The sequence below is a fragment of the Actinosynnema sp. NPDC091369 genome (genome assembly GCF_044757065.1).
In the GTDB taxonomy this organism is placed as follows: Bacteria; Actinomycetota; Actinomycetes; order Mycobacteriales; family Pseudonocardiaceae; genus Actinosynnema.
In genome coordinates, this window is the sequence record NZ_JBIVUG010000006.1 from 438,219 (window position 1) to 463,864 (window position 25,646).

The 25,646-nt window shown below is 71.1% G+C and carries 26 protein-coding genes and 2 tRNA genes; 13 read left to right on the forward strand and 15 right to left on the reverse strand.

What is annotated here, in order from left to right:
* The first annotated feature begins 166 nt into the window (after positions 1 to 166).
* The gene (locus tag ACIQMJ_RS25285; protein ID WP_499763455.1) at positions 167 to 2,458 is read left to right on the forward strand and encodes an FdhF/YdeP family oxidoreductase; all 2,292 of its coding nucleotides are present in this window, start codon (positions 167 to 169) and stop codon (positions 2,456 to 2,458) included.
* A gap of 4 nt (positions 2,459 to 2,462) precedes the next feature.
* Here the strand turns inward: ACIQMJ_RS25285 and ACIQMJ_RS25290 are convergent, their stop codons facing one another.
* Both ACIQMJ_RS25290 and ACIQMJ_RS25295 read right to left on the reverse strand, forming a co-directional pair.
* Positions 2,463 to 2,663: a hypothetical protein gene (locus ACIQMJ_RS25290; protein ID WP_499763456.1), complete on the reverse strand. Its 201-nt coding sequence runs from the start codon at positions 2,661 to 2,663 to the stop codon at positions 2,463 to 2,465.
* A gap of 10 nt (positions 2,664 to 2,673) precedes the next feature.
* On the reverse strand, positions 2,674 to 3,246 hold the full coding sequence (locus ACIQMJ_RS25295; RefSeq protein WP_499763457.1) for an ArsR/SmtB family transcription factor: 573 nt from the start codon (positions 3,244 to 3,246) through the stop codon (positions 2,674 to 2,676).
* Between the two features lie 109 nt (positions 3,247 to 3,355).
* On the opposite strand from ACIQMJ_RS25295, the gene ACIQMJ_RS25300 reads away from it, so the two are divergent.
* Complete coding sequence (locus ACIQMJ_RS25300) at positions 3,356 to 3,817, forward strand: hypothetical protein (RefSeq protein ID WP_499763458.1); 462 nt, start codon at positions 3,356 to 3,358, stop codon at positions 3,815 to 3,817.
* Positions 3,818 to 3,820: 3 nt separating this feature from the next.
* Here the strand turns inward: ACIQMJ_RS25300 and ACIQMJ_RS25305 are convergent, their stop codons facing one another.
* Genes ACIQMJ_RS25305 through ACIQMJ_RS25315 form a run of 3 tightly spaced genes read right to left on the reverse strand, consistent with a single transcriptional unit; the run spans position 3,821 to position 6,778 of the window.
* Positions 3,821 to 5,341 (reverse strand): phytoene desaturase family protein, encoded by a 1,521-nt coding sequence (locus tag ACIQMJ_RS25305; RefSeq protein ID WP_499763459.1) that lies wholly within the window; start codon positions 5,339 to 5,341, stop codon positions 3,821 to 3,823.
* Between the two features lie 10 nt (positions 5,342 to 5,351).
* A complete protein-coding gene (locus tag ACIQMJ_RS25310) occupies positions 5,352 to 5,459 on the reverse strand; it encodes an MFS transporter small subunit (RefSeq protein WP_499763460.1) in 108 nt (35 codons plus the stop codon).
* Positions 5,456 to 6,778, reverse strand: coding sequence for an OFA family MFS transporter (locus tag ACIQMJ_RS25315; protein ID WP_499763461.1), 1,323 nt, complete (start codon positions 6,776 to 6,778; stop codon positions 5,456 to 5,458). Before ACIQMJ_RS25315 ends, ACIQMJ_RS25310 begins: the two co-directional genes overlap by 4 nt.
* Positions 6,779 to 6,845: 67 nt before the next feature.
* On the opposite strand from ACIQMJ_RS25315, the gene fdhD reads away from it, so the two are divergent.
* Genes fdhD through ACIQMJ_RS25335 form a run of 4 tightly spaced genes read left to right on the forward strand, consistent with a single transcriptional unit; the run spans position 6,846 to position 10,550 of the window.
* Positions 6,846 to 7,670, forward strand: a complete 825-nt coding sequence (gene fdhD / locus ACIQMJ_RS25320; RefSeq protein WP_499763462.1) for a formate dehydrogenase accessory sulfurtransferase FdhD — start codon at positions 6,846 to 6,848, stop codon at positions 7,668 to 7,670.
* A complete protein-coding gene (locus ACIQMJ_RS25325) occupies positions 7,667 to 8,833 on the forward strand; it encodes a CaiB/BaiF CoA transferase family protein (protein ID WP_499763463.1) in 1,167 nt (388 codons plus the stop codon). Before fdhD ends, ACIQMJ_RS25325 begins: the two co-directional genes overlap by 4 nt.
* Positions 8,834 to 8,891: 58 nt before the next feature.
* Positions 8,892 to 9,758 carry an alpha/beta hydrolase gene (locus tag ACIQMJ_RS25330; RefSeq protein WP_499763464.1) on the forward strand — a complete coding sequence of 289 codons (867 nt, stop codon included), beginning with the start codon at positions 8,892 to 8,894 and terminating at the stop codon, positions 9,756 to 9,758.
* A 48-nt stretch (positions 9,759 to 9,806) separates the two neighbouring features.
* A complete protein-coding gene (locus ACIQMJ_RS25335) occupies positions 9,807 to 10,550 on the forward strand; it encodes a methyltransferase domain-containing protein (RefSeq protein ID WP_499763465.1) in 744 nt (247 codons plus the stop codon).
* Here ACIQMJ_RS25335 and ACIQMJ_RS25340 read toward each other — a convergent pair.
* The 5 genes from ACIQMJ_RS25340 to tig form a co-directional block, all read right to left on the reverse strand.
* On the reverse strand, positions 10,537 to 11,130 hold the full coding sequence (locus ACIQMJ_RS25340; RefSeq protein ID WP_499763466.1) for an RBBP9/YdeN family alpha/beta hydrolase: 594 nt from the start codon (positions 11,128 to 11,130) through the stop codon (positions 10,537 to 10,539). The genes ACIQMJ_RS25335 and ACIQMJ_RS25340 overlap by 14 nt on opposite strands.
* A gap of 1 nt (position 11,131) precedes the next feature.
* A complete protein-coding gene (gene clpX / locus ACIQMJ_RS25345) occupies positions 11,132 to 12,412 on the reverse strand; it encodes an ATP-dependent Clp protease ATP-binding subunit ClpX (protein ID WP_053722864.1) in 1,281 nt (426 codons plus the stop codon).
* A gap of 209 nt (positions 12,413 to 12,621) precedes the next feature.
* A complete protein-coding gene (locus ACIQMJ_RS25350; protein ID WP_387488939.1) occupies positions 12,622 to 13,248 on the reverse strand; it encodes an ATP-dependent Clp protease proteolytic subunit in 627 nt (208 codons plus the stop codon).
* A 35-nt stretch (positions 13,249 to 13,283) separates the two neighbouring features.
* On the reverse strand, positions 13,284 to 13,862 hold the full coding sequence (locus ACIQMJ_RS25355) for an ATP-dependent Clp protease proteolytic subunit (protein ID WP_211363810.1): 579 nt from the start codon (positions 13,860 to 13,862) through the stop codon (positions 13,284 to 13,286).
* Positions 13,863 to 14,004: 142 nt separating this feature from the next.
* Entirely contained in the window at positions 14,005 to 15,363 is a 1,359-nt protein-coding gene (gene tig / locus ACIQMJ_RS25360; protein WP_499763467.1) for a trigger factor, read from the reverse strand.
* A 1,165-nt stretch (positions 15,364 to 16,528) separates the two neighbouring features.
* Between tig and ACIQMJ_RS25365 the strand changes: the two genes are divergently transcribed.
* Both ACIQMJ_RS25365 and ACIQMJ_RS25370 read left to right on the forward strand, forming a co-directional pair.
* Positions 16,529 to 17,434, forward strand: coding sequence for a LysR family transcriptional regulator (locus ACIQMJ_RS25365; RefSeq protein ID WP_499763468.1), 906 nt, complete (start codon positions 16,529 to 16,531; stop codon positions 17,432 to 17,434).
* 90 nt (positions 17,435 to 17,524) lie between these two features.
* The gene (locus tag ACIQMJ_RS25370) at positions 17,525 to 17,776 is read left to right on the forward strand and encodes a hypothetical protein (RefSeq protein ID WP_499763469.1); all 252 of its coding nucleotides are present in this window, start codon (positions 17,525 to 17,527) and stop codon (positions 17,774 to 17,776) included.
* A 69-nt stretch (positions 17,777 to 17,845) separates the two neighbouring features.
* Here the strand turns inward: ACIQMJ_RS25370 and ACIQMJ_RS25375 are convergent.
* Positions 17,846 to 17,919 (reverse strand) — tRNA-Pro (locus ACIQMJ_RS25375).
* Between the two features lie 61 nt (positions 17,920 to 17,980).
* Here ACIQMJ_RS25375 and ACIQMJ_RS25380 point away from each other — a divergent pair.
* Both ACIQMJ_RS25380 and ACIQMJ_RS25385 read left to right on the forward strand, forming a co-directional pair.
* A tRNA-Gly gene (locus ACIQMJ_RS25380) sits at positions 17,981 to 18,054 on the forward strand.
* A 710-nt stretch (positions 18,055 to 18,764) separates the two neighbouring features.
* Positions 18,765 to 19,112: a VOC family protein gene (locus tag ACIQMJ_RS25385; RefSeq protein ID WP_499763470.1), complete on the forward strand. Its 348-nt coding sequence runs from the start codon at positions 18,765 to 18,767 to the stop codon at positions 19,110 to 19,112.
* 141 nt (positions 19,113 to 19,253) lie between these two features.
* Here ACIQMJ_RS25385 and ACIQMJ_RS25390 read toward each other — a convergent pair whose 3' ends face one another.
* Entirely contained in the window at positions 19,254 to 19,973 is a 720-nt protein-coding gene (locus tag ACIQMJ_RS25390; RefSeq protein ID WP_499763471.1) for a maleylpyruvate isomerase family mycothiol-dependent enzyme, read from the reverse strand.
* An 84-nt stretch (positions 19,974 to 20,057) separates the two neighbouring features.
* On the opposite strand from ACIQMJ_RS25390, the gene ACIQMJ_RS25395 reads away from it, so the two are divergent.
* Complete coding sequence (locus tag ACIQMJ_RS25395; RefSeq protein WP_499763472.1) at positions 20,058 to 21,266, forward strand: GNAT family N-acetyltransferase; 1,209 nt, start codon at positions 20,058 to 20,060, stop codon at positions 21,264 to 21,266.
* A gap of 62 nt (positions 21,267 to 21,328) precedes the next feature.
* Positions 21,329 to 22,090, forward strand: a complete 762-nt coding sequence (locus ACIQMJ_RS25400) for a hypothetical protein (protein WP_499763473.1) — start codon at positions 21,329 to 21,331, stop codon at positions 22,088 to 22,090.
* A gap of 1 nt (position 22,091) precedes the next feature.
* Here ACIQMJ_RS25400 and ACIQMJ_RS25405 read toward each other — a convergent pair whose 3' ends face one another.
* Both ACIQMJ_RS25405 and ACIQMJ_RS25410 read right to left on the reverse strand, forming a co-directional pair.
* Complete coding sequence (locus ACIQMJ_RS25405; RefSeq protein WP_499763474.1) at positions 22,092 to 22,895, reverse strand: Fpg/Nei family DNA glycosylase; 804 nt, start codon at positions 22,893 to 22,895, stop codon at positions 22,092 to 22,094.
* The gene (locus ACIQMJ_RS25410) at positions 22,895 to 23,362 is read right to left on the reverse strand and encodes a ribose-5-phosphate isomerase (protein WP_141978696.1); all 468 of its coding nucleotides are present in this window, start codon (positions 23,360 to 23,362) and stop codon (positions 22,895 to 22,897) included. Before ACIQMJ_RS25410 ends, ACIQMJ_RS25405 begins: the two co-directional genes overlap by 1 nt.
* 27 nt (positions 23,363 to 23,389) lie before the next feature.
* Between ACIQMJ_RS25410 and ACIQMJ_RS25415 the strand changes: the two genes are divergently transcribed.
* Positions 23,390 to 24,100, forward strand: a complete 711-nt coding sequence (locus ACIQMJ_RS25415) for a 2-phosphosulfolactate phosphatase (protein ID WP_499763475.1) — start codon at positions 23,390 to 23,392, stop codon at positions 24,098 to 24,100.
* A 163-nt stretch (positions 24,101 to 24,263) separates the two neighbouring features.
* Here ACIQMJ_RS25415 and ACIQMJ_RS25420 read toward each other — a convergent pair whose 3' ends face one another.
* Complete coding sequence (locus ACIQMJ_RS25420; protein ID WP_499763476.1) at positions 24,264 to 25,619, reverse strand: aldehyde dehydrogenase family protein; 1,356 nt, start codon at positions 25,617 to 25,619, stop codon at positions 24,264 to 24,266.
* Positions 25,620 to 25,646 lie beyond the last annotated feature (27 nt).

Sequence of the window (25,646 nt, forward strand, 5' to 3'; positions counted from 1 at the left end):
TTGACGTTGATCACCGGGATCGTCGCAGGTGAGGACGCCGAAGGCACGGGCCGTTCACAACCCCTTGGGGCCCGTGCCGGCGGTCCCGCGTCGCCCCGGCGCGACCGGCGATCGGACAGACCGCCGGCGCGCTCGCGCGGGGTGCGCCGGCGGCACAATATGGGGTATGGACCGCAACCCGCCCCGGCAGGACATCGACGAGTCGCAGCTCGACGTGAGCGAGCCCAAGCGGTGGGCGGCGGGCATCCCCGGCGTGGCCGTGTCGCTGCGGCGCGGCGTGGAGCAGATGGGCGTGGCGCGGACCGCGACCACGTTGAAGCTGCTCAACCAGCGCGAGGGCTTCGACTGCCCCGGCTGCGCGTGGCCGGAGCCGCAGGGGCACCGCAAGCTGGCCGAGTTCTGCGAGAACGGCGCGAAGGCGGTGGCCGAGGAGGCGACCAGGCGGCGCGTCGGCCCGGACTTCTTCGCCGCGCACCCGATCGCCGAGCTGGCCGGCAAGACCGACTACTGGCTGGGCCAGCAGGGCCGCATCACCGAGCCGGTGGTGCTGCGCGAGGGCGCCACGCACTACGAGCCGATCGACTGGCACGACGCGTTCTCGCTGATCGCCTCGCACCTCACCGGCCTGGCGAGCCCCGACGAGGCCGTGTTCTACACGTCCGGCCGCACCAGCAACGAGGCCGCGTTCCTCTACCAGCTGCTGGTGCGCTCGTTCGGCACGAACAACCTGCCGGACTGCTCGAACATGTGCCACGAGTCGTCCGGCGCGGCGCTGTCGGAGACGACCGGCATCGGCAAGGGCTCGGTGAGCATCGACGACTTCGGTCGCGCCGACCTGATCGTGGTGGTGGGCCAGAACCCGGGCACGAACCACCCGCGGATGCTGTCGGCGTTGGAGGAGGCCAAGCGCGGCGGAGCGAAGATCGTGGCGGTGAACCCGCTGCCGGAGGCGGGGTTGCTGCGGTTCAAGAACCCGCAGAACGTGCGCGGGCTGGTGGGCGCGGGCACGAAGCTGGCCGACGAGTTCCTGCAGATCCGGCTGGGCGGCGACCAGGCGCTGTTCCAGGCCGCGGGCAACCTGCTGCTGTCGTGGGACGCGGTGGACACCGAGTTCGTGGCGGGCTTCACCGAGGGGTTCGCCGAGTACGCCGACCACGTGCGGCGGCTGGACTGGGAATCGGTCGACGCGGCCACCGGCCTGCCGCGGGCCCAGGTCGAGCTGTTCGCCCGGATGCTGGCGGAGTCCCGGCGCACGATCTTCTGCTGGGCCATGGGGTTGACGCAGCACAAGCACTCCGTGCCGACGATCCGCGAGATCGCGAACGTGGCGCTGCTGCGCGGCATGATCGGCAAGCCGGGCGCGGGCCTGTGCCCGGTGCGCGGCCACTCGAACGTGCAGGGCGACCGGACCATGGGCATCTGGGAGAAGATGCCGGAGAAGTTCCTGTCCGCGCTGGAGACCGAGTTCGGCATCGACGTGCCGCGCAAGCACGGGTTCGACACGGTGGCGTCCATCCGGGCCATGCGCGACGGCGCGGCGAAGGTGTTCTTCGCCGTCGGCGGGAACTTCGTCGCGGCCACCCCGGACACGGCGGTGACCGAGGCGGCCATGCGCAAGCTGGACCTGACCGTGCACGTGTCGACCAAGCTGAACCGGTCGCACGTGGTGCACGGCCGCACGGCGCTGATCCTGCCCACGTTGGGCCGCACGGAGAGCGACCTCCAGCACACCGGCGAGCAGTTCGTCACGGTCGAGGACTCGATGTCGGTCGTGCACCGCTCCCGCGGCCGGCTCGCCCCGGCCAGTGACCGGCTGCTGTCGGAGGTCTCGATCGTGTGCCGGTTGGCGCGGGCCGTGCTGGGGCCGGACCACCCGGTGCCGTGGGAGGAGTTCGAGAAGGACTACGACCTGATCCGCGACCGGATCGCGCGGGTCGTGCCCGGCTGCGACGACTACAACGCGCGGGTGCGCCGGCCGGACGGCTTCGTGCTGCCGCACGCGCCGCGCGACGCCCGCGAGTTCACCGGCACCCGGTCCGGCAAGGCGCACTTCTCGGCCAACGACCTCACCGTGCTGCGGGTGCCGAGGGGTCGGCTGCTGCTCCAGACCATGCGCAGCCACGACCAGTACAACACCACGATCTACGGCCTGGACGACCGCTACCGGGGCGTGAAGGACGGCCGGCGGGTCGTGTTCGTCAGCCCCGAGGACCTCGACGCGCTCGACCTGCTCGACGGGCAGCACGTGGACCTGGTCAGCGAGTGGCCCGACGACCCGACCGGCGTCACGGAACGGCGTGCCGAGCGGTTCCGGGTGGTGGCCTACCCGACGGCGAAGGGCTGCGCGGCGGCGTACTTCCCGGAGGCGAACTCCTTGGTGCCGCTGGACTCCACGGCCACCGTGTCGGGCACGCCCACGTCGAAGTCGATCGTGGTGCGGCTGGAGAAGGTCGACTGAGCCGTCAGCCCGCGGCCCGGCGCCAGGAGAACCCGACGCTGGCCACGAGCACGCGCTGGTCCCGCACCACGCGCCAGTCGAGCCGGATCCGACCGCTCAGCGCGCGCAAGCGCTTGCTCCCGGCCAGTCGGTGGCTCGCGGCGGCGTGCTGGTCGTCGTGCATGCGCTGCATCGCCACGGCGAGCAGCAGGTCGTCGTGCGGCATGGTTTCCCCCCTAGTCGCGGCGTGGTGCCACGGTGGTGGCCAGGAAGAAGCGCACCGGACGCGCGCCTTCCGGCCGGGCGGCCTCGTCCTCGTGCCGGTCGGCGTAGGGCTTGAAGAGCTCGGCGATCCGGGTGTGCAGCTCGGCCGCCTCCTCGGTGGTCAGGAACTCGGTGGTCGCGAACGTCCCCATCTGCTCGCGCCACTCCAGCGGTTCGCGGTCCTTGATCCGGAAGCGCTCGCGAATCGACGCGAACTCCTTCTCCAGGAACGCGTCACCGGCGGCCTCGGCGGCGAGCGCGGCCTCGTCGTCCATCCCGATGGACGACCAGCTCTGCTCGCGGCGCACCAGCCGCCACGGCTTCTGCCTGCCCTTGCCGGGCACTTCGGCCACGAACCCGTACTGGGCCAGCATGTTCAGGTGGTAGGAGCAACTGGCGACGCTCTCGCCCAGCAGCTCCGCGCACCGGGTCGCGGTCGACGGCCCGTAGCTGGCCAGCACGTCGAGGAGCTTCCACCGCAGCGGGTGCGCGAGCGCCCGGAGCGTCTTCGGATCCCGGATCAGCTCTACTCCGTCATCGGCCACGTGACCACGGTACCCATATCAAGGTTCCTTTAGCAAGGTTCCTTTAGAAAGCTATCTTGATGTACGCACGGGTAACGGCGACGGCCGTTCGGGCGAACCTACGCACGTGATGAGGACCGTGCTCCCCATGGCGCTGCTCGCGCTCTGCGCGTGCACGGCCACGCCCGCCGTCGAGCCGCCACCGTCACCGACGCCGACCGACTCGGCCGGCGTGAACTGCGAGGACGCTCCCCCGGACGTCGTCGGCAAGGCCCTGGACCTGCGGCTGAACGGGCCGCGCCAGACCATCACCGGCAACGTCGTGCGCTGCGCGTACGGCGGCGGCACCGCCGAGGTCCGCTTCGAGACCGGCGCGGACGCCGCGTCGTTCGCCGAGGGCCGCCGCGACCACAGCGGGATCACCGACCTGCCCGGCTTCCACGACGAGGCTTACCGCGCCACCGCCGTCACGGGCGAGGTGGTCCGCACCGCGGTCGTCGCCCGCGCCGGCACGGTCGAGATCACCGTCACCACCGACGCCACCGACGACCGGGCCCGGCAGCTCGTCGACACCCTCTTCGCCGCCCTCTGAGGGTCAGCGCTCCAGCACGGCCATCGCCGCGTTGTGGCCGGCGATGCCGCTGACCCCGCCGCCGCGACGGGCGCCCGCGCCGCACACGAACAGGTTCGGCACGTCGGTCTCCACGCCCCAGCGGCCGACTTCGTCCTCCTCCTCGGCGAACGGCCACGCCAGCTCGTCGTGGAAGATGTTGCCGCGCGGCAGGCCCAGTTCCGCCTCCAGATCCAGCGGTGTGCGGGCCTCCAGGCACGGCTCGCCGTCGGCGTCCCGCGCCAGGCACGACTCGATCGGCTCGGCCAGGTGGGCGTTCAGCCCGGCCAGGTACCGGCCGACCAGCTCGTCCCGCAGCCCGGCGTTGTCCTGCTCGAACAACGCCGCCGGGGTGTGCAGCCCGAACAACGTCAGCGTGTGCCACCCGCGTCCGACCAGCTCCGGTGCGAGGATCGACGGGTCGGTCAACGTGTGGCAGTACATCTCCGACGGCAGCACCGACGGCACCCGTCCCGCGGCGCTCTCCCGGTACGCGGTCTCCAGCTGCCCGTAGGACTCGTCCACGTGCAGCGTCCCGGCGAACGCCACCCGCGGGTCGACGCCGCTGCGGAACCGGGGCAGCCGTTCCAGCAGCATGTTCACCTTGACCTGGCAGCCCTCGGCGACCGACCGGGCCGGGCGTCCGCGCAGTCGGTCCAGAGTGGACGGTGCGACGCCGGACAGCACGAACTTCGCGCCCACGGTGCGCCCGTCGTACTCGACCTCGCCCGTGACGCCGTCCGCCTCCACCCGCGTCACCTCGGCCCGCGTCACGACCTCCGCGCCGGCCTCCCGGGCCACCCGCAACAGCTCGCCGGTCACCGCGCCCATCCCGCCCACCGGCACCTGCCACTCGCCCGTGCCGTTGCCGATCACGTGGTAGAGGAAGCACCGGTTGGCCTTCAGGTCGTGCAACGACGTGTGCGTGCCGATCAACGCGTCCGTGGCGACGACGCCGCGCACGACGTCGTCGGCGAACAGCTCCTCCAGCGTCTCGCCGAGCGGCCGTTCCACCACCTGGTCCCACAGCCGCATCCGGGCCGCGGAGTCGACCCGCAGCCGTGCGTGCTCCCGGGACAGCAGGGGCTCCAGCATCGTCGGCGACAACGCCTCGGCCAGCACCTCCAGGTCGTCGTACCACCGGCGCCACCGCTCCCACTCGGCGTCCGACCCGGTCAGCGCCCGGAACGACGCCGCGGTCGCCTCGCCCGGCACGCGTTCCACCAGCAGGTCACCGCCGGGCGTGTACGACGACGCCGACCGCGACCGCAGCGCCACGCGCAGCCCGAGGTCCGCCACGATCCGGTCCGGCAGCAGGCTGACCAGGTACGAGTACCGCGACAGGCGCGCCGGCACGCCCGGGAACGCCTCCTCGCTCACCGCCGCGCCGCCGACGTGGTCCAGCTTCTCCAGCACCAGCACCGTGCGGCCCGCCCGCGCCAGGTAGGCAGCCGCCACCAGCGCGTTGTGCCCGCCGCCGACCACCACCACGTCGTAGGTATCCACCCGGCCGACTCTAACCAGTGAACAACGCCGTCACCTTGCGGATCAGCTCGACCAGCCCGTAGGCCAGCGGCACGCCGACCCAGAGCCACGCGAACACGACCACCCAGCGCCGGTTCACCGGACCGCCTCCACTTCGGGCTCGTGGTACTTGGCCGCGACCGGCCGCACCAGCTCGTTGGCCACGAACCCGACCAGCAGCAACGCCATCATGATGAACAGCGACGCCGCGTAGAGGTCGGGCCCGGACTTCCCGGCCGCCTTCTGCCCGTCGGCAATCGCGTTCACGATCAACGGCCCGAGCACGCCTGCCAGCGACCACGCGGTCAGCAACCGGCCGTGGATCGCGCCCACCTGGTACGTGCCGAACAGGTCCTTCAGGTACGCCGGGACCGTCGCGAAACCGCCGCCGTAGAACGACAGGATCAGCATGGCGCACACCACGAACAGCGGCTTCGAGGCGTCACCGGCCAGCGCCAGCACCAGGTACGTCACCGCGCCCACGCCCAGGTACAGCCGGTAGACGTTCTTGCGGCCCACCAGGTCCGATGTGGACGACCACGCGATCCGGCCGACCATGTTCGCCAGCGACAGCAGCGCCACGAACCCGGCCGCCGCGCCCGCCGCCACCGGCGTGGACGTGTCGGCGAAGAAGTCGCGGATCATCGGCGACGCCTTCTCCAGGATGCCGATGCCCGCCGTGACGTTGAAGCACAGCACCACCCACAGGCACCAGAACTGCGGCGTCCGCAGCGCGTTGCGCGCGGACACGTTGACCACTGACACGTTGGCCGCCGAACGGACCACCTCCCGCTCGGCGACCTCCGCGGGCACCCGGACCAGCAGCACGCCCACCGACATGAACACCGCGTAGACCACGCCGTGCACCAGGAACGCCTGCGCGATGCCGCCGCTGTCCCGCCCGAACGACTCCAGCATCTGCGCCGACCACGGTGACGCGATCAGCGCGCCGCCGCCGAAGCCCATGATCGCGATGCCGGTGGCCATGCCCGGCCGGTCGGGGAACCACTTGATCAGCGTGGACACCGGCGAGATGTACCCGATGCCCAACCCGATGCCGCCGACGAACCCGTAGCCGACGACCACCAGCCAGTACTGCTGCGTCCACGCGCCCAGCGCCGAGATCAGGAACCCGGACGAGAAGCAGGTGGCGGACACGAACATGGCCCACCGCGGCCCCTTGCGCTCGACGAGCGTGCCGCCGAACGCGGCCGACAACCCCAACATCACGATCCCCAGCTGGAACGGCAGCGCGCTCTGCGTCCCCGTGAGGCCCAGCGCCCCTTCCAACGGCGGCTTGAACACGCTCCACGCGTACGCCTGACCGATGGCCAGGTGCACCGACAGCGCGGCGGGCGGGATCAACCAGCGGTTCCACCCCGGTGGGGCGATCGTGCGAGAGCGGTCCAGGAAACCCACTGCCCGACACCTCCGTAACCTGGTGAGTGGCTTGCGAAAAAACTTAGCCAAGAGAAGGAGTTTCGCGATGGGGCGAGTCACCGTGCGTCGCCCAGTGGTCACGTATGCGCGACGAACGTCGCGCAAACGGGTCGACGCGCTGGCCGCCGAGGAGCCGTTGGAGCTGCGCGTAGGCGGTAAGGCACTCACCGTGACGATGCGGACGCCGGGTCACGACGTGGAGCTGGCGCACGGCTTCCTGCTCAGCGAAGGCGTCATCCGCGGCCTGGAGGACATCTCGGTCGCCCGCTTCTGCGAGGGCACCGGCCCGGACGGCCTGAACACCTACAACGTGCTCGACCTGACCCTCGCCGACGGCGTGCCGCCACCCGACACCGGCGTGGAGCGCAACTTCTACACCACGTCGTCGTGCGGCGTGTGCGGCAAGGCGGCCTTGGACGCGGTGAAGCTGAAGACCCAGCACTCCCCGGCCGACGACCGCTCCACCGTGGACGTGGACGTGCTGTCCGCCCTGCCGGACGAGCTGCGCAAGCGCCAGAAGGTCTTCGCCGCCACGGGCGGCCTGCACGCCGCGGGCCTGTTCACGACCACCGGCCAGGCGCTGGTCGTCCGCGAGGACGTGGGCAGGCACAACGCCGTGGACAAGGTCCTGGGCTGGGCCGTGCTCAACAACAAGGTCCCGCTGGCGGGCACCGTGCTGATGGTCTCCGGGCGGGCGTCGTTCGAGCTGGTGCAGAAGGCGACCATGGCCGGCGTCCCGGTCCTGTCCGCGGTCTCGGCCCCGTCGTCGCTGGCCGCCGACCTGGCCGAGGAGCAGGGCGTGACGCTGGTCGGCTTCGTGCGCGGCGACTCGATGAACGTCTACACGGGCCACCAGCGGATCACCGCATGAGACCGCTGGACGACGTCACCGTCGTCAGCCTCGAACAGGCGGTGGCCGTGCCGTACGCCACCCGGCTCCTGGCGGACCTGGGCGCCCGCGTGATCAAGGTGGAACGCCCGGACGGGGGTGACTTCGCCCGCCACTACGACACCACGTGCGGCGAGGTCTCGTCCTACTTCGCCTGGACCAACGTCGGCAAGCAGTCGGTCACGCTCGACCTCAAGCACCCGGCCGCCACCCGGGTGCTGCACGACCTGGTCGCCACCGCCGACGTGGTCCTGTGCAACCTCTCCCCCGCCGCCGCCCGCCGCCTCGGCGTGGACGCCGACTCGTTGCGCCGGCTGAAGCCCGACCTCGTCATCGGCGAGCTCTCCGGTTACGGCGACTCGGGCCCGTACGCGTCGCGCAAGGCGTTCGACGCCCTGGTCCAGTCCGAGACCGGCCTCATCGACCTCACCGGCGAGGGTGACGTCACCGCGCGGGCCGGGATCTCGGTGGCCGACATCGCCGCGGGCGTCCAACTGCACTCCGCCGTGCTGGCCGCCCTGCTGCACCGCGCCCGGACCGGCGAGGGCGCCACCCTCGGCCTGTCCCTCTTCGACGCGATGGCCGAGTGGATGCACCAGCCCATGCTCTACGCCGCGGGCACCGGCCGGGCCGCTCCGCGCACCGGCGCGCACCACCCCAGCATCGCGCCCTACGGCCCGTTCACCTGCGCCGACGGCACAGTCCACCTGGCCGTGCAGAACGACCCGCAGTGGCGTCGCCTGTGCGACCTGCTCGGCCGCCCGGACCTGGCCGACGACCCCCGCTTCACCACGGTCGCGTCCCGCGTGGCCCACCGGCCGGCCCTGCACGCCGAACTCGACTTCACCGCCTGGACCACCCAGGCGCTGCTCGACGCCCTGGACGGGGCCGACGTGCCCGCCGCCCTGACCCGCAGCGTCACCGACCTGCCGGACCACCCGCAGCTCACGGCACGCGCCCGGCAGACCCCCGTCGACGTGCCCCACGGCCGGATCACCGCCCTGCGCCCTCCCGTGGACTCCACGGCCTGGGACTGGACGCCCGCCCCCGTGCCCTCTCTCGGCGAGCACACCGGGCAAGTCCTGCGCGAACTCGGGTACTCCACCGAGCAGATCGCGGCGCTGCGGGACGAGTCCGCGCTCTGACGAAACGCGAGCCCCGTTCACGACGATGTCCGAGAGGGGATCTCCAGGGGGAACGCACATGGTCACCAGGCGAACAGCGCTCACCGCACTCGGCGGCACCGCCCTGGCCGCCGCCGGCCTCACGGCCGCGTGGCACGGCAACGCGCCGCTGGGCGAGGCGCTGCGCCACGCCCTCGGCGTCGCCGGACCGGTGCCCGCCGTGAAGCGCGCCGTGGTCCGCGTCGAACGCGTCCGCTCCCACCACCGGGGCGGCGACGTGGACCTGCTGACGATGGTCCCGCCGGGCGTGCCCACCCGGGACCTGCCCATGTCGATCCTCCTGCACGGTCGCTTCGGCACGGCCCGCACGGCGTCCCCGGGCGGCATGGCGGAGGTCCTGGTGGCGGCGGTCGGCCGGGGTCAGGTGCCCCCGTTCGGCTTCGTCGCGGTGGACGGCGGCGACCACTACTGGCACGAGAACGTCCCGGGCGACGACCCCATGGGCATGCTGCTCGAAGAAGTGCCGCGCTGGCTGGCCGAGCGGGGCTTCGGCGCGCCGTTCGCCTGCACCGGCGTGTCCATGGGCGGCTTCGGCGCGCTGCTCTACGCCCGCCGGCGGCACGAGCGCCGCGAACCGACCCGGGCCGTCGCCGCCATCGCCCCCGCCCTGCTCACGGACTGGGCGGAGATGTCCAAGCGCAACGCCTTCGCCGACCAGCACCAGTGGGCGTCCCTGGACCCCCTCAAGAACATCGACAAGCTGGGCACCGCGCCCGTCGGCGTGTGGGCGGGCGACCGCGACAACTTCATCACCGGCACCCGCCGGTTCATCGCCGACGCGAAACCCACCGTGGCGTCCATCGTCCCGGGCGGCCACAACGACGCGCTCTACCGCAAGGTCGTCCCCGACGTGATTCGGTTCCTCGGCAAGCGCGTCCCCCTATAGCCACCGGACCTGCACAGGACCTCCACAAACCTGTGGTTGCCTGGCGGCATGGTGACCCGACCCGACCCGATCGCCTACCTCGACCACGCCGCGGCCGCGGGCAGCGCCTACAAGCAGCGGCTCCTGGACGCCCTGGACCTCCGGCCGGACCACGTGGCGCTCGACATCGGCTGCGGACCCGGCACCGACCTGCCCGCGATGGCCGAACGGGCCCGTGAGGTCGTCGGCGTGGACGTGGACCCGGCCATGGTCGAGGAAGCGCAGCGCCGCACCGCGCACCTGCGGGTGGACGTGCGGCACGGCGACGCCCACGCGTTGCCCCTCGATGACCGCAGCGTCGACCGCGCCCGCGTCGACCGGGTCCTGCACCTGGTCGCCGACCCGGCCGCCGTCCTGGCCGAGCTGCGCCGCGTGCTGCGGCCCGGCGGACGTGCCGCGCTGGCCCAGCCCGACTGGGAGACCCTGGCCGTCGACCCCGGGTCGGTGGCCACGAACCTCGCGTTCACCCGGTTCGTGTGCGACCGGGTGGTGCCCAACCCGGTGGTCGGCAGGCAGCTCGCCCGGCTCGCCGCCGCCGCGGGCCTGGCCGTCGCCTCCGTCGAGGCCGACGTGCAGCTCCTGCACGACTTCGGCACGGCCGACCACCTGCTCGGCCTCACCCGCAACGCCCAGCGGGCCGTCCAGGCGGGTCGCCTCACCCGCCGGGCCGCCGACGCCTGGCTGGCCGACCTCGCCGCCGGACCGTTCCTGGCGGCGTTCACCCTCTTCCGGGTGACGGTCAGCGCGGCGTGAGCGGCACCCGGCCGCTGCGGACCCACTTCAGCACCGCGCCCCACGGGCCGTACCCGGCGGCGACGTTGAGGTGCCCGCCGTCCACGATCACGTCCAGGTCGACGCGCAGCGCCTCGGCCAGCTCCTTGGCCTGCGTCACCGTGCAGTAGTCGTCGCCCGCGCCCACCACCAGCCGGGTCGACACCGCCGCCCGCCGCACCACCGTCGGGTCCAGCACGGGGTGCAGGAACTCGGAGATCAACGGCTCGCCGTCGAAGTCCGGGGCGGGCGGTGCGACCAGCAGCACGCGGTCCACGCGCAGCGACTCGTCGAACGGCCCCGCCGCGTGGTGCAGCCACAGCAGCACCGCCAGCGAGTGCGCGACCACCACCCGTTCGCCGGACCCCGGTGGGGGCATCGCGGCGAGGTGGGACCGCAGCTCGTCGAGCCACGTCGAGAGCCGCGGCGCGTCGGGCGAGCTGAACTCGGGCAGGTCCACCGACCCGCCGTGGTGCGCCAGCTCGCCCGCCAGCCAGTTCTGCCAGTGCTCCGGCCCCGAACCACCCAGGCCGTGCAGGATCAGCGTGTGCGGGAGCGACAACTCAGGCGGACTTCTCGCGACGTTCCCGGCGCGAGGGCTGCCGGGCCACGATGGTCGGGTTGACGTTCTCCTTCACGGTCTGCTCCGTGATGACGACCTTGGCGACGTCCGTGCGGCTGGGGATGTCGTACATCACCGGCAGCAGGACCTCTTCCATGATCGCCCGCAGGCCGCGCGCACCCGTGCCGCGCAGGATCGCCTGGTCGGCGACCGCCTCCATGGCCGTGCGGGTGAACTCCAGCTCCACGCCGTCCATCTCGAACAGCTTCTGGTACTGCTTGACCAGCGCGTTCTTCGGCTCGGTGAGGATGCGGACCAGCGATTCCTTGTCCAGGTTGGTGACGCTCGCGACCATCGGCAACCGGCCGATGAACTCGGGGATCAACCCGAACTTGATCAGGTCCTCGGGCATCGACTCGGCGTAGTAGTCCGCCGCGTCGACCTCGGCCTTGGTGCGCACCTCGGCGCCGAACCCGAGACCGCGCTTGCCCACCCGGTCCTGGATGATCTTGTCGAGACCCGCGAAGGCGCCCGCCACGATGAACAGCACGTTCGTCGTGTCGATCTGGATGAACTCCTGGTGGGGGTGCTTGCGACCACCCTGCGGCGGCACCGAGGCCGTCGTCCCCTCCAGTATTTTCAGCAGCGCCTGCTGCACGCCTTCACCCGACACGTCGCGCGTGATCGACGGATTTTCACTCTTTCGAGCGATCTTGTCGACCTCGTCGATGTAGATGATGCCGGTCTCGGCGCGCTTGACGTCGTAGTCGGCCGCCTGGATGAGCTTGAGGAGGATGTTCTCCACGTCCTCGCCCACGTAGCCCGCCTCGGTCAGCGCCGTGGCGTCCGCGATGGCGAACGGCACGTTCAGCATCTTGGCGAGCGTCTGGGCCAGGTAGGTCTTGCCGCACCCGGTCGGACCGAGCATGAGGATGTTCGACTTGGCGAGCTCCACGCCGTCGTCGCGGCCCTCACGCCCGCGGTCACCGGCCTGGATGCGCTTGTAGTGGTTGTAGACCGCCACCGAGAGCGTGCGCTTGGCCTCGTTCTGGCCGATCACGTACTGGTCGAGGAACTCGTGGATCTCGGCGGGCTTGGGCAGCTCGTCGAGCTTGACGTCACCGGCCTCCGCGAGCTCTTCCTCGATGATCTCGTTGCAGAGGTCGATGCACTCATCGCAGATGTAGACACCCGGCCCGGCGATGAGTTTTTTCACCTGCTTCTGGCTCTTGCCGCAGAAAGAGCACTTCAGCAGGTCGCCGCCGTCACCGATACGTGCCATGACCGCTGACCTCTGTCCCCTCCGGCGCACGACCTGGTGAGGTGCGCCTGACTGCTGATGTGGCGAGTGCCCGCTGGGTGCGGGGTCCGCCCGTTCCCCTCGACGGTACCTGCCCTACCCGCCTGTGCGGGAGGACCAGCGTGCCCCCGACACCCCGAACTGCACAGGACCCCCTGGTCAGCTCGGCGTGTCGGGCGCCACGCCGAGACTTACTTCGCCGAGAGCTTCCGGTACGGCAGGACGCTGTCGACGATGCCGTAGTCCTTGGCCTCCGCGGCCGTGAGGATCTTGTCGCGCTCGATGTCCTGGCGCACCTGCTCCGGCGTGCGGCTGGTGTGCTTGGCGAGCGTGGTCTCCAGCAGCCTGCGCACCCGCTGGATCTCGTTGGACTGGATCTCCAGGTCGGAGACCTGCCCGTAGACGCCCTCGGTGGCCGGCTGGTGGATCAGGATCCGGGCGTTCGGCAGCGCGTGCCGCTTGCCCGGGGTGCCCGCCGCGAGCAGCACGGCCGCCGCCGAGGCCGCCTGGCCCAGGCAGTAGGTCTGGATGTCGGGGCGGACGAACTGCATGGTGTCGTAGATGGCCATCAGCGAGGTGAACGAGCCACCCGGCGAGTTGATGTACATCAGGATGTCGCGGTCGGGGTCCTCCGACTCCAGCACGAGCAGCTGGGCCATCACGTCGTTCGCCGACGCGTCGTCCACCTGCACGCCGAGGAAGATGATGCGCTCCTCGAACAGCTTGTTGTACGGGTTGGACTCCTTGATGCCGTAGCTCGTGCGCTCGACGAACGACGGGAGCACGTACCGGGACTGCGGCGCGTGGAACTGGCTCACTTCAGGTCTCCTGGTGGCTGGTGCTCGGGTCGCGGTCAGTTGGTCTTCGCCTGGCTGGCGCGGGTGATCACCTTGTCCACGAAGCCGTACTCCAGGGCTTCCTGGGCGTTGAACCAGCGGTCGCGGTCCGAGTCGGCGATGATGCGCTCGACCGGCTGGCCGGTGTGCTGGGCGATCAGCTCGGCCATCTCGTGCTTGGTGCGGGTGAGCATGTCGGCCTGGATGGCGATGTCGGCCGCCGTGCCGCCGACGCCGGCCGAGGGCTGGTGCATCAGGATGCGGGCGTGCGGGAGCGCGTGGCGCTTGCCGGGCGTGCCCGCGGAGAGCAGGAACTGCCCCATCGACGCGGCCAGGCCCATCGCGTAGGTCGCGACGTCCGGCTCGATCAGCTGCATCGTGTCGAAGATCGCCATGCCCGCGGTCACCGAGCCGCCGGGCGAGTTGATGTAGAAGGTGATGTCCTTCTCCGGGTCCTCCGCGGCCAGGAGGAGGAGCTGGGCCACGATCTGGTTGGCGATGTTCTCTTCGACCTGGGTCCCCAGGACGATGATCCGCTCGCGGAGCAGACGCTCGTAGACCGAGTCGTTGAGGTTCATCCCCGAGGCCGCTCGCATCACGGGCTCCGAGAAAGAGTGCTGCGTCACGTCTGCCTGCCTAACTTTGCGACTAACTGTGCCGAAAAGAGTCTCGTAGCAACGACCTTAACGAAGGCGGGCGGCGTCGACGTCCCGACACCGCCCGCGTTCGCTCAGGGCTTCACTCCGCGTTCGCGGGTTCCTGCTCCTCAGTGGACCTGGTCTCGCCGAACAGCTCGTCCAGGTCGAGGGCGTTGCCCGCGGAGTCGGTCACGGTGGCCTGGCGCACGACGGTGGCCAGCGCCTTGCCGCGGCGCACGTCGGCGAAGATGGCGCCCAGCTGGCCCGACTGCTGGGCCCGCTTGACGTACTCGTCCGGGCTGATGCCGAACCGCTGCGCCTGGTAGATGATCCGCTCGGTCAGCTCGGCGTCGGTCACGTTGAGCTGCTCGGCGTCGGCGATGGCGTCCAGCACGAGCTGCGTCTTGACCGCCTGCTCGGAGGCTTCGCGCACCTCGGCGTCGAACTGCTCCTTGGTCTGGCCCTGCTCGGCCAGCCACTCGGCGAAGCGCGCCTCGTCGTGGTCGAGGGCGTGGATGGCGTCGTGCGCCCGCGCCTCGACCTCGCCCTGGACGACGGCCTCGGGCAGCGGCACCTCGACGCTGGCCAGCAGCGCCTCCAGCACCTTGTCGCGAGCCTGGACGCCCTGCTGCATCTTCTTCACGCGGCCCAGGCGGGTGCGCAGGTCGGCCTTGAGCTCGTCCAGCGTGTCGAACTCGCTGGCGAGCTGGGCGAACTCGTCGTCCAGCTCGGGGAGCTGGCGCTCCTTGACCGAGTTCAGCACCACGGTGACCTCGGCGTCGCGGCCCGCGTGCTCGCCCGCGACCAGGGTGGTGGTGAAGTTCTTCGACTCGCCCTCGGAGGCGCCGACCAGGGCCTCGTCGATGCCCTCGACGAGCTGGCCGGAGCCGATCTCGTAGGACAGGCCGGAGGTCTTGGCCTCCTCGACCTCCTCGCCGTCCACGGTCGCCGACAGGTCGACCACGACGAAGTCGCCGTTCTCGGCCGGGCGCTTGACGCCGGTGAGGGTCGCGAACCGGGCGCGCAGCTCGTTGAGCTGGGTCTCCACGTCCTCGTCGGTGACCTCCTGGTCGTCGACGCTGACGGTCAGCTCACCGAAGGCGGGGACGGTGATCTCGGGGCGGACGTCGACCTCGGCGGTGAACGCCAGGGACTCGCCGTCCTCGATCTTGGTCACCTCGAAGTCGGGGCGGCCCAGGGTGCGCAGCTCACCGGAGCTGACGGCCTCCAGGTACTTGGCCGGGATGGCCTCCTGGACGACCTCGTCCAGCACGGGCGCGCGGCCGATGCGGCTCTCCAGCACGCGGGCGGGGGCCTTGCCGGGGCGGAAGCCGGGGATGCGGACCTGCTTGGCCAGCTTGCGGTACGCGCGGTCGAAGTCCGACTTGAGCTCGTCGAACGGCACCTCGACGTTGATCCGGACCCGCGTCGGGCTCAGGTGCTCGACGGTGCTCTTCAACGTGGTCTCCTCGTAACGGGCAGGACGTGCGGAACACCCCGTGAACGCGTGGGGGCGCGCCGGGATTCCGCCTGAGTCTAGGCGGTCGGCCGACCGCGTGGCGCTAGCACCCCGGGTCCGGGCGCCGCAACCGCTCGGGCGGGGGGCGTCCGGGCATTGTCGCGGGCAATACCCGTTCGGCGGGAATGGCTTTGCGGTCGTGGGGTGACAATTCGAGACACAGGTGGAATTCCGCCCGTTCGGGCGTCCTTCCGCGCGGCCCCAGGGGCACTCCTCGGCGCCCCGCCGGCCGCGTCGGGCGCGCGGCGAAAATCACAACAGTGGTTCTTAACCCGGCCGCGGGGGTCCACGCGGCCGGCCCGCCGCCCGGCCCGGTCGCGGTCGCCACCGGCGTCCGGGGCGCTCCGTGACCGAGAACGCGAGACCGCACTTTCGCGGCTTCGCCAGCGGCGGATCGGGCGTACCTATGCGGCTCAACGGTCGATCGACAGGACGATTCGTTAGGCCGTTCGAGTGGCACTGGGAGCCGTGAGCACGGCGGACCGCGTCAGCACCGAGCGAGGCCACCGCGTCGTCGTGTAACACGTATGCCGTAGAGCCGACTAACAGTCGGCGACCGCCAGCGAGGGGAGGTTCGCCAGAAAGAGTGAATTGAGGCCGTTTGGAGTAGTGCCCGACAGAAAACTTTCACTTGTCGAGATGACTCCAACCGCCGTAGTCCATTAGTGTGGGTTTCAGGTAGCGTGACGCCCGGATCCGCATGTTGGACCAGCAATAATTCACGTTGCCGGACGTTCTGGGGGGTCAGCAGCGGACGCAACCGGCAACCGGGACCGACAGGAACGAGCGAGACAATGTCATCGAGCTCTTTAACCACCTACCAGACAAGGTGCCGATGACCCGATGAGATCCATTCCGCCGCTGCCGAACACTATCCCAGGACCACCGCTGGGCGCCGGCGGTGACTTCGGGGTCCGACGGACCCCGGACTCACCCCACGGCCACCGCGTACCACCCCTCGCGGTAGCGCGGCGATGTTGATCGAGCTCAGGCCACGCGCACGCAGGAGCGCAGCCAGGTCAACTGCCGCCACGCACGAGAGACCACGATGCCGGCCCGCACCGACCTCATCGTGGACCACTTAAACGCACCGTTGGGGAGCTCCATGGAGACGCGTCAGCTTTTGGCGTTCACAACTGTGGTTCAAACGGGCAGTTTCACCAAGGCAGCCGCCACGCTGAATTGCTCGCAACCCACTATAACCACTCGGATCAAGGCACTCGAAGAGACCCTCGGCGTGCCACTGTTCCGTCGACTTCCGCGCGGCATCCAGATGACCTCTGCCGGTGTCGAGCTATTGCCGTTCGCGCGGAACATCATCACCCTGACCGACAAGGCCAGAAAAGCGATCACGATGAACGGCGAGCCGCACGGCAAGCTGGTCATCGGCAGCGCACAGAGTCTGACCGACTACCGTCTGCTACCACTGATCGAGTACATGTGCTGGCGCTACCCGAGCGTCCAGATCTCACTCCACTCGCGCAACACCCAGGCCAACCTGACCTCGGTGCGCGAGGGGCGGCTCGACTGCACCTTCTTCATCGGCTCCGTGGAGCCCCGCGAGGGGTTGGAGACGACGGTGCTGTGCCCGGAGCCGCTGGTCATGGTCGCCGGCCCGACCCACGCCCTGACCAGGCGTTCGGTGATCACCGAGGACGAGCTGCGGGGCAGCACGCTCATCCGGGCCGAGAACGGCGCCAGCTACTACGAGCAGTTCGAGCAGGCGCTGGGACTGGGGGAAGCCGAGTCGAAGTCGCCGGTGCTGGCGCTCGACTCGATCGACGCCGCCAAGCGGGCGGTCGCCTCGGGTCTGGGGATCTCGCTCGTCCCCGAGGTGACGGTCGCGGCGGAGCTCGCCGACGGCAGGCTGTGCCGACTGCCCTGGGTCCCGCCGTTCCGGGTCTACACCCAGTTCGCGTGGCGCCAGGACAACTCCACCAACCCGTCGGTGACGGCACTCGTGTCGGCGGCGGCGCAGGTGGTCAGCGAGCAGGTGGCGACTCCGGCATGACACTGGGGAGCCGTTCTTGAGCACCCGGGCGCGGGTTGTGCTCAAGAACGGCCCGCGTTTCGCGACGCGGGAGCCGGGTAGAACGGACACATGACCGTGAAGGCGAGCGACCTGCGGGAGCTGCTGACGTCCGACCTGCCGGACCCCAACCTGGTCCTGATCGAGGGCAGGCTGGAGGTGATCCAGGTCGACGACCTGGACACGGACGACTTCCGCGGCGCGATGCTGCTGCTGTCCAGGGCCGAGCTGCTGGCGCGCGGCGTCGACGAGGACTCACCGGACACCGAACTGGAACGCCAGGCCGCGACCATCTCCACCGCGGTCAACGAACTGGGCGGCTGACCGTCGGAACGGCTTCGGGGCGACCCCGGGGAAGTGCCCTGACCAACCACCGGCCAGCCAGGGCTACCGTCGGGGCGACAGGATTTGAACCTGCGACCCCCCGCTCCCAAAGCGGGTGCGCTACCAAACTGCGCCACGCCCCGGTCCACCCCAGCCTATCGCGACCGGCTAAGCTGACCACGCGCCCACCCCGGTAGGCGCGATGCGGGTGTAGCTCAATGGTAGAGCCCCAGCCTTCCAAGCTGGTCATGCGGGTTCGATTCCCGTCACCCGCTCCAGCCTCTTCTCGCTGGCAGATCGCCTCCAGACCGTCCCGTGTGGACGGTCTTTTTGTTGTTCGGGGACCGTCCGTGCGTCGCGCTCGGGCGGGCGTGGGGTGGGGTGAGGTGGTTGAGCGGCAGGTCGGTGGGAGGACTTGGCCGTGGGGGCGGGTCGCTCTAGCTATGGGACCGGTTGGGCGGGGTTGTGGGCGAGGTGGTGGGTGGTGGCCTGCGGGTATTAAGGGGATTGTGTGTCCCGGTGGGGGTGGTGGTGTGGATTGTTCACGCTATTGAGGTGGCGGATTGGGCTTGACGTTGTGAGTGGGCGCGAGTTTATTGCGTTGTGACGAGTTGTTGCCACCCCCTCGGCACGTGCGGACTCGTCGGTGGTTGCGGGAAGCAGGGTGGGTTTGGGTGCTTCCCGCAACCGTCAATCAGTGAACGAGAAAGGTCGGGGCGTTAGGACGAAGTGGCTGAGGGAGCCGTGAATGTGCAGGTGACAGGCCCGAGGGACGCAGTCGGCAGGGCCTGAGGACGGGCGGGCAGGGCGTCCGGGCACATTCGAAGCAGGGTGGGGAATGATTGGGGTCCACGCTGCAGGGTTGACGGGGTTTTGGCGATTCCGGGGACGAGCGACGGACGGTGTCGGCGGTCCGAATGGTCGCCGGTGATCTGTGGAGCCGGACCCGGGGCGCCGGACGAATCCCAGGTCACCTCATGATGTGAACATGCGCCTGGAGCAGATCGTGGTGGATTGCGTGGACCCCGCACGGCTCGTGCGGTTCTGGGCGGGGTTGCTCGGTGGGGATCCCGTGGAGCGGGGGCACGGGTGGGCGCACGTCGTTCCGCCCGGGTGGCCACGTCTGTCCTTCCAGCCGGTGCCGGAGGTGAAGGCGGTGAAGAACAGGCTGCACCTGGACGTCGAGGTCGACGACATCGAGGCGGCGACGGAGAAGGCGGTCGGGCTCGGGGCGGCGGTGCGGGGTGCCGTGCAGACGGACGAGCAGGGCAGCTTCCAGGTCATGCTCGACCCCGCGGGCAACGAGTTCTGCTTCGTCAAGGCACACGTCGGCTAGGACGTCACGGCACGCCACAGCGCCTCGCCGAAGCGGACCGCCAGCACCACCATGAGGCAGCCGATGGCGAAGGTCACCAGGCATCTCACGATCACGCGCAGCTTCGTCACGCGCCCAGTGTGCCCCGCGAACGACGGCGAATCAGCCGGTTGCGGCAGCAACGGCGGCACGCAGGGAGCGCACGACGCCGAGGTCCCCCTCGACCGACACGGACGAGTCGCCCACCCGCCCCCACAACCACAGGTCGACGTCGGACGGCGAGCCGCTGACCACCGCCGCCGGTTCGGCACCGGGGCAGTAGTCCACGATCCCCTCGTGCAGCGCCACGGTCCACTCCCGGCCGGGCACGCGCAGCGTCACGGCTCGCCCGGACGTGTGCGCCCCGGGCGGCTGGTGGCAGCCCAGCCACAGCCGCAGCACCTCGTCGATGCCGTCCGCCGCCAACCCCGCCTCCACCGGCTCCACCGACCCCGCCGCGGCTTGGGCGTCGACCCGGTGCACGGCCGTCTCGTGCGCCATCCGCCGCACCCAGAACCCCAGCGTCGCGTCCCACGGGCACCACGTCGCCGCAGGCTCACCCGCCCGTGCCGGGTCCAGCACGGCGACCAGCGCCGCGACACCGTCCCGGTACCAGTCGAGGGGGTCGGCGTCACCGGGCGAGAAACCCGCCCCCGGCCGACGTCCACCGCGGGTGACCCAGTGAGCCACCGTCCGGTGCACCGAACCGACGTGCACGAGCAGGTCACCGACCGTCATCCCCGGGCACGCGGGCACGTCACGGTCGTGTGGTGCGAGGGAAGCGGCGGCTGCCAATGCCTCCGCTTCGGCGCGCAGTGCGCCGGCCAACGAGTGGGCGTCCATCCGCGCAGCATCTCTGAACGACCCGCCGGAGTGCGAGCCCGGAAACCGATCGCGCGCCGCCGACGACCGGCGTATGAACGAGCCATGGCGCTCACCCTCCGCACCCTCACCGCCGACGACCTCGCGGAATTCCAACGGCTCGTCAACTCCTCGTTCCTCGCCGACAGCGTCGAGGACCAGCTCGAACGGTGGCGCGGCCTGTTCGAGCCGGAACGGCACCACGCCGTGTTCGACGGCGACGAGCTCATCGGCGGCGGTGGCATCCAGAGCCGCGAGATCACGCTGCCGGGCGCCGGTCCGCAGCCGGTCGCGGCGGTGACGTCGGTGGGGGTGAAGCCGGGCCATCGGCGGCGGGGCGTGCTCACGCGCGTGATGCGGGCTCAGCTGCACGGCCTGCACGAAGAGGGCCGTGAGGCCATCGCCGCCCTGTGGGCGTCGGAGGCGGCGATCTACCCCCGGTTCGGCTACGGGCTCGCGGCCGAGTTCGCCCGGCTGGAGGTGCCGCGCGGCGCGAAGTTCCACCCCGGCGTCACGGTCGACGGCGAACGGGTGCGCGAGGTGTCGCGGGACGAGGCCATGCCGGTCATGAAGGCCGTGTACGAAGACCTGCGGCCGGGCCGGACGGGCTGGTTGAGCCGCCTGGACGCCTCGTGGGAACACCAGTTCGCCGACACCGAGCGCGACCGCGACGGGCTGAGCGCCTACCACTACGTGCTGCACCCGCAGGGCTACGCGGTCTACCGGATCAAGCACGACTGGCGGGAGCGCGGCCCGCGCAACGAGCTGCACGTGCGGGAGATCGCGGCGCGCACCGACGAGGCGTACGCGGCGCTCTACCGGTACCTGCTGGACGTCGACCTGGTCGGCGAGCTGAAGACCTACACCGCGTCGGACGACCCGGTCGTCCACCTGCTGGACGACGTGCGGCTGGCGCTGCGCGGCCGGTCGGACGCGCTGTGGGTTCGGGTCGTGGACGTCGACCGCGCCCTCACCCAGCGCCGCTACGCCTCCGACGTGGACGCCGTGCTGGAGGTGTCGGACGAGTTCTGCCCGTGGAACGCGGGCCGGTGGCGGTTCACCGTGAAGGACGGCGCGGCGACCGTGCGGCGGGTCGACGACGCGCCGGACCTCGTGCTGGACGTGCAGGCGTTGGGCGCGGCGTACCTCGGTGGGACGAGGCTGGCGATGCTGGCGCGTGCCCAACGGGTGAGTGAGGTCACCGAGGGTGCGCTGAACGCCGTGTCACATGCGCTTTTGGGTGATCGGGAGCCCCACTGCCCGGAGGTGTTCTGACCGTTTCGGGAACCCCGGCCCGGCACGGGGCGTTTTCCGGGCATCAAGCACCGGGAGGGTCTATGACCACCACGATCGTGTTGCTCGTGCTGCTGGTCCTGGCGGGCGCCATCTGGTACTCCGCCCGTTCCGCCGCCGAGAAGCGCCGCCGTGAGCTGGAGGACGCCCAGGCTGAGGCCCGCCGCTGGGTGGAGCGCCTGGGCGGCCAGGTCATGAACCTGACCGGCACGGACGTGGCCTCTCAGCAGGCGCTGGCGGACGCGTCGGAGCGGTTCACCGCGGCCGGGTCGCAGATGGAGCAGGCGCGCACGGTGGAGCAGTGCCGCCTGGTCACGCAGACCGCGATGGAGGGCCTGTACTACGTGCGGGCCGCGCGCGTCGCGATGGACCTCGACCCGGGCCCCGAGCTGCCCGACCTCACCGGTCAGGGCCGGGCGGGCAAGGTGTCGGAGGAGCGTGACGTCACGGTGGAGGGCCACCGGTACGTGGCCTCGCCGCGGCCGGGTTCGCACACGCCGCACTACTACCCCGGTGGTGTGGTGGCGGGCCGTCCGGTGCCGCAGGGCTGGTACTCCGAGCCCTGGTGGAAGCCCGCGCTGGTGGCGGGCGCGTGGGGCTTCGGCTCGATGCTGCTGTTCAGCGCGATGTTCTCGGGCATGGTCGGCGTGCCGGCGGCCGTGGCGGCCGAGGACCCCGGCGCCGACGGCGGTGACGGGGGCGACACCGGTGACGGTGGTGACGCGGGCGGCGACGCCGGTGGTGACTCCGGCGGCGACTTCGGTGGCGACTACGGCGGCGGGGACTTCGGCGGGTTCGACATCTGAGTCACGCGGGCTGGCAGGTCGGGCACCAGTACAGGTTCCGGCCGGCCAGCTCGGCGCCGGCCACGGGCGTGCCGCAGACCAGGCACGGCTGACCGGTGCGGCGGTAGACGTAGACCTCGCCGCCGTGCCGGTCCTGGCGCGGAGCGCGGCCGGTGACCTCGGGCAGGTGCTCGGGCCGCACGGTGTCGATGCGCCCGACCTTCACGCCGGCGCGCATGAGCACGACCAGGTCTGCCCACAGGTCGTCCCACAACGCCCGGTCGACGCGGTTGCCGGGCACGAGCGGGTGCACGCCGTGCCGGAACAGCACCTCGGCGCGGTAGACGTTGCCGACGCCCGCGAGCACGGTCTGGTCCATCAGCAGCACGGCGATGGACTGGCGGGACCGGGCGACGCGCGCGAAGGCGAGGTCGGGTTTCGCGTCACGGCGCAGCGGGTCCGGCCCCAGGCGGGCGCGCAGCGCGGCCACCTCGACGTCGGTCAGGACCTCGCACCGGGTGGGGCCGCGCAGGTCCGTCCAGTGGGTGGGTCCGGCCAGCCGCATCCGCACCTGGCCGACCGGTTCGGTCACCGGGTGCGGCGACTCGGTGAACGTGCCGTAGAGGCCCAGGTGGACGTGCACGGTCGCGTCCGGTCCGTACACGTGGAACAGGTGCTTGCCGTGCGCCTCGGCGCGTTCGAGCAGGCGACCGTCCACAAGGGACGCGGCGAACCTGCCCTGCGGGCTCGACACCCGGACGACCGAGCCCGCGTACCGGCGTTGGTGCAGCTTCGCCAGGCGGTGCAGCGTGTGGCCCTCGGGCATTACGGCAGGGCCGGCGCCTCGCCGGTGCGCTCGTACTCGCTGAGGATGCCGATCCGGCGGGCGTGCCGCTCCTGGCCGGAGAACGGGGTGGCGAGGAACGCCTCGACGATCGCGAACGCCTCCTCGGTGGTGTGCATGCGTCCGCCGATGCCGATGAGCTGGGCGTCGTTGTGCTCGCGGGCGAGCTTCGCGGTCTCGACGCTGTAGGCGAGCGCGGCACGCGCGCCGGGGACCTTGTTCGCGGCGATCTGCTCGCCGTTGCCGGAGCCGCCGATGACGACGCCCAGGCTGCCCTCGTCCGCGACGACGCGGCGGGCCGCCTCGATGCAGAACGGCGGGTAGTCGTCCTCCGCGTCGTACACGGCGGGCCCGACGTCGACCACCTCGTGGCCCGCGTCGGTCAGGTGCTTGACGAGGTGGGTCTTCAGCTCGAAGCCCGCGTGGTCCGATCCCAGGTAAACGCGCACGTCAGCAAGTCTGCCATCCTTGACCGGGTGTTCGGACAAGAGGGTTGCCGGCTGCGGCTGGAATGGGGTCCAGAGGGGGTTGCCGCGCTCGGGCAGCAGTGCGCGGTGCTCGTGATCGTGGACGTGCTGTCGTTCTCGACGGCGGTGGACGTGGTGGTGGCGCGGGGCGGGTCCGTGCGGCCGGTGCACTGGGCGGACCGGGCGGGGGCGGCGCGGCCGGCCGACCCGTCGTGGACGTTGCGGCCGTCGTCGCTGGTGTCCGTGCCGGCCGGGACGGAGTTGGAGCTGGCTTCCGCGAACGGCGCGACGTTGTGCTCGTTGGCGGCGTCGACGGGGGCGGTCGTGCTGGCGGGGTGCCTGCGCAACGCCCAGGCGGTCGCTTCGGCGGCCCGGGAGCTGGCCGCGGGCGGGCCGATCGGCGTCGTGCCCGCCGGTGAGCGCTGGGGCGTGAACCTGGCCGCCGACGCGGAGGTGGGGCCGCTGCGGCCGGCGGTCGAGGACCTGCTCGGCGCGGGCGCGATCATGGCGGCCCTGCTGGGTTACGGCACGGCTTCGGTGGAGGCGGCCCTGGCCGCGGAAACGTACGCGTGGGCTTCGGTGGAAGACGTCCTGAACGGCTGCGTTTCGGGTCGTGAGCTCATTGCCGCGGGCCACGCCGGTGACGTGGCCCTGGCCTGTGAGGTGAACGTCAGCACCGCCGTCCCGCGCCTGACCAACGGCCTCCTCCGCGCCACCTGAACCCCGCGCGAGTCGAACCTTCGGGGCCCGCGTGTCGAACACTCAGGACCGGTGAGTTCAACACTCAGGACGCCGACGGGCGTTCCCCGGCGGACCTGAGTGTTGAACTCGGGGGTCCTGAACGTTCGACACGCGGGACCTGAGCGTTCGACTCGCGCGGGGGTCAGCGTTGGACGGACTTCAGCTCGGTGAATTCGAGGAGGCCGTGGGGGCCGAATTCGCGGCCGTTGCCGGACTGGCGGTAGCCGCCGAACGGGGCGCTGGTGTTGAACGCCGCGCCGTTGATGTCGACCTGGCCGGTGCGCAGGCGCTTGGCGACGGCGAGGGCGCGCGAGGGGTCGGCGGAGAAGACCGCGCCGCCGAGGCCGTAGATGGTGGAGTTCGCGATGCGCACGGCGTCGTCCTCGTCCGCGTACGGCATCACGGACAGCACCGGGCCGAAGATCTCCTCCTGCGCGATCACCATGTCCGGCGTGACGTGACCGAAAACGGTCGGGGAGACGAAGAACCCGCGCTCCAGGGGACGGGAGGTGCCGCCGAGGGCGAGCTTCGCCCCTTCCGAGGTGCCGCGCGAGATGTAGCCGACGACGCGGTCGCGCTGGGCGGCCGAGACGGCGGGACCCATGCGCGTCGTGGGCAGGGCGGGGTCGCCCGGCTCGTACTTGGCCGCGGCGGCGACCGCGATCTCCAACGCCTCGTCGTGCCGTGACGCGGGCACCAGCAAGCGGGTCCACGCGCTGCAAGCCTGACCGTTGTTCATGTACGCGTTGCCCACGCCGATCTTCACCGCGCGGGTCAGGTCGGCGTCGTCCAGCACGACGTTCGCCGACTTGCCGCCCAGCTCCAGCGCCACGCGCTTCACCGTCTCGGCGGCCAGCGCGGACACCCGCCGACCGGCCCGCGTCGAACCGGTGAACGACACCATGTCCACCATCGGGTGACTCACCAGCGCCTCGCCGACCACCGGACCGGTGCCGTGGACGAGCGAGAACACGCCCGGGGGAACGCCCGCGTCGGACAGCACCGAGGCGAGCAGGTCGGCGGTGAGCGGGGCCAGTTCGCTCGGCTTGAGCACCACCGCGTTCCCCGCCGCCAGCGCGGGCACGACCTTGGCCACCATCTGCTGCAGCGGGAAGTTCCACGGCGTGATGGCCGCGACCACGCCGATCGGCTCGCGCAGCACGAGCGAGTTCCCGATCTCCGACTCGGCGAGGCACCCGGACTCGACCGCCTCGGCCACGCCCCGCGCGATGCCCACCGGGTTCGGCACCTGCACCCGCGACGCGAACGTGATGGGCGTGCCCATCTCCCTGGTCATGGTGGCGGCGAACTCGTCGGCCCGCGCCTCCAGCGCGTCGGCCACCGCCCGCACGATCGCCACCCGGGACTCCACCGAGGTCTGCGACCACGCCGGGAAGGCGGCGTTCGCCCTGGTCACGGCCGCGTCCACGTCGCCGGGCGTGCCGGCGTGGACCGTGCCGACGACCTCTTCGGTGGCCGGGTTGACGACCTCGATCACTGCGGACCCCCCGAGAACGATGTGACA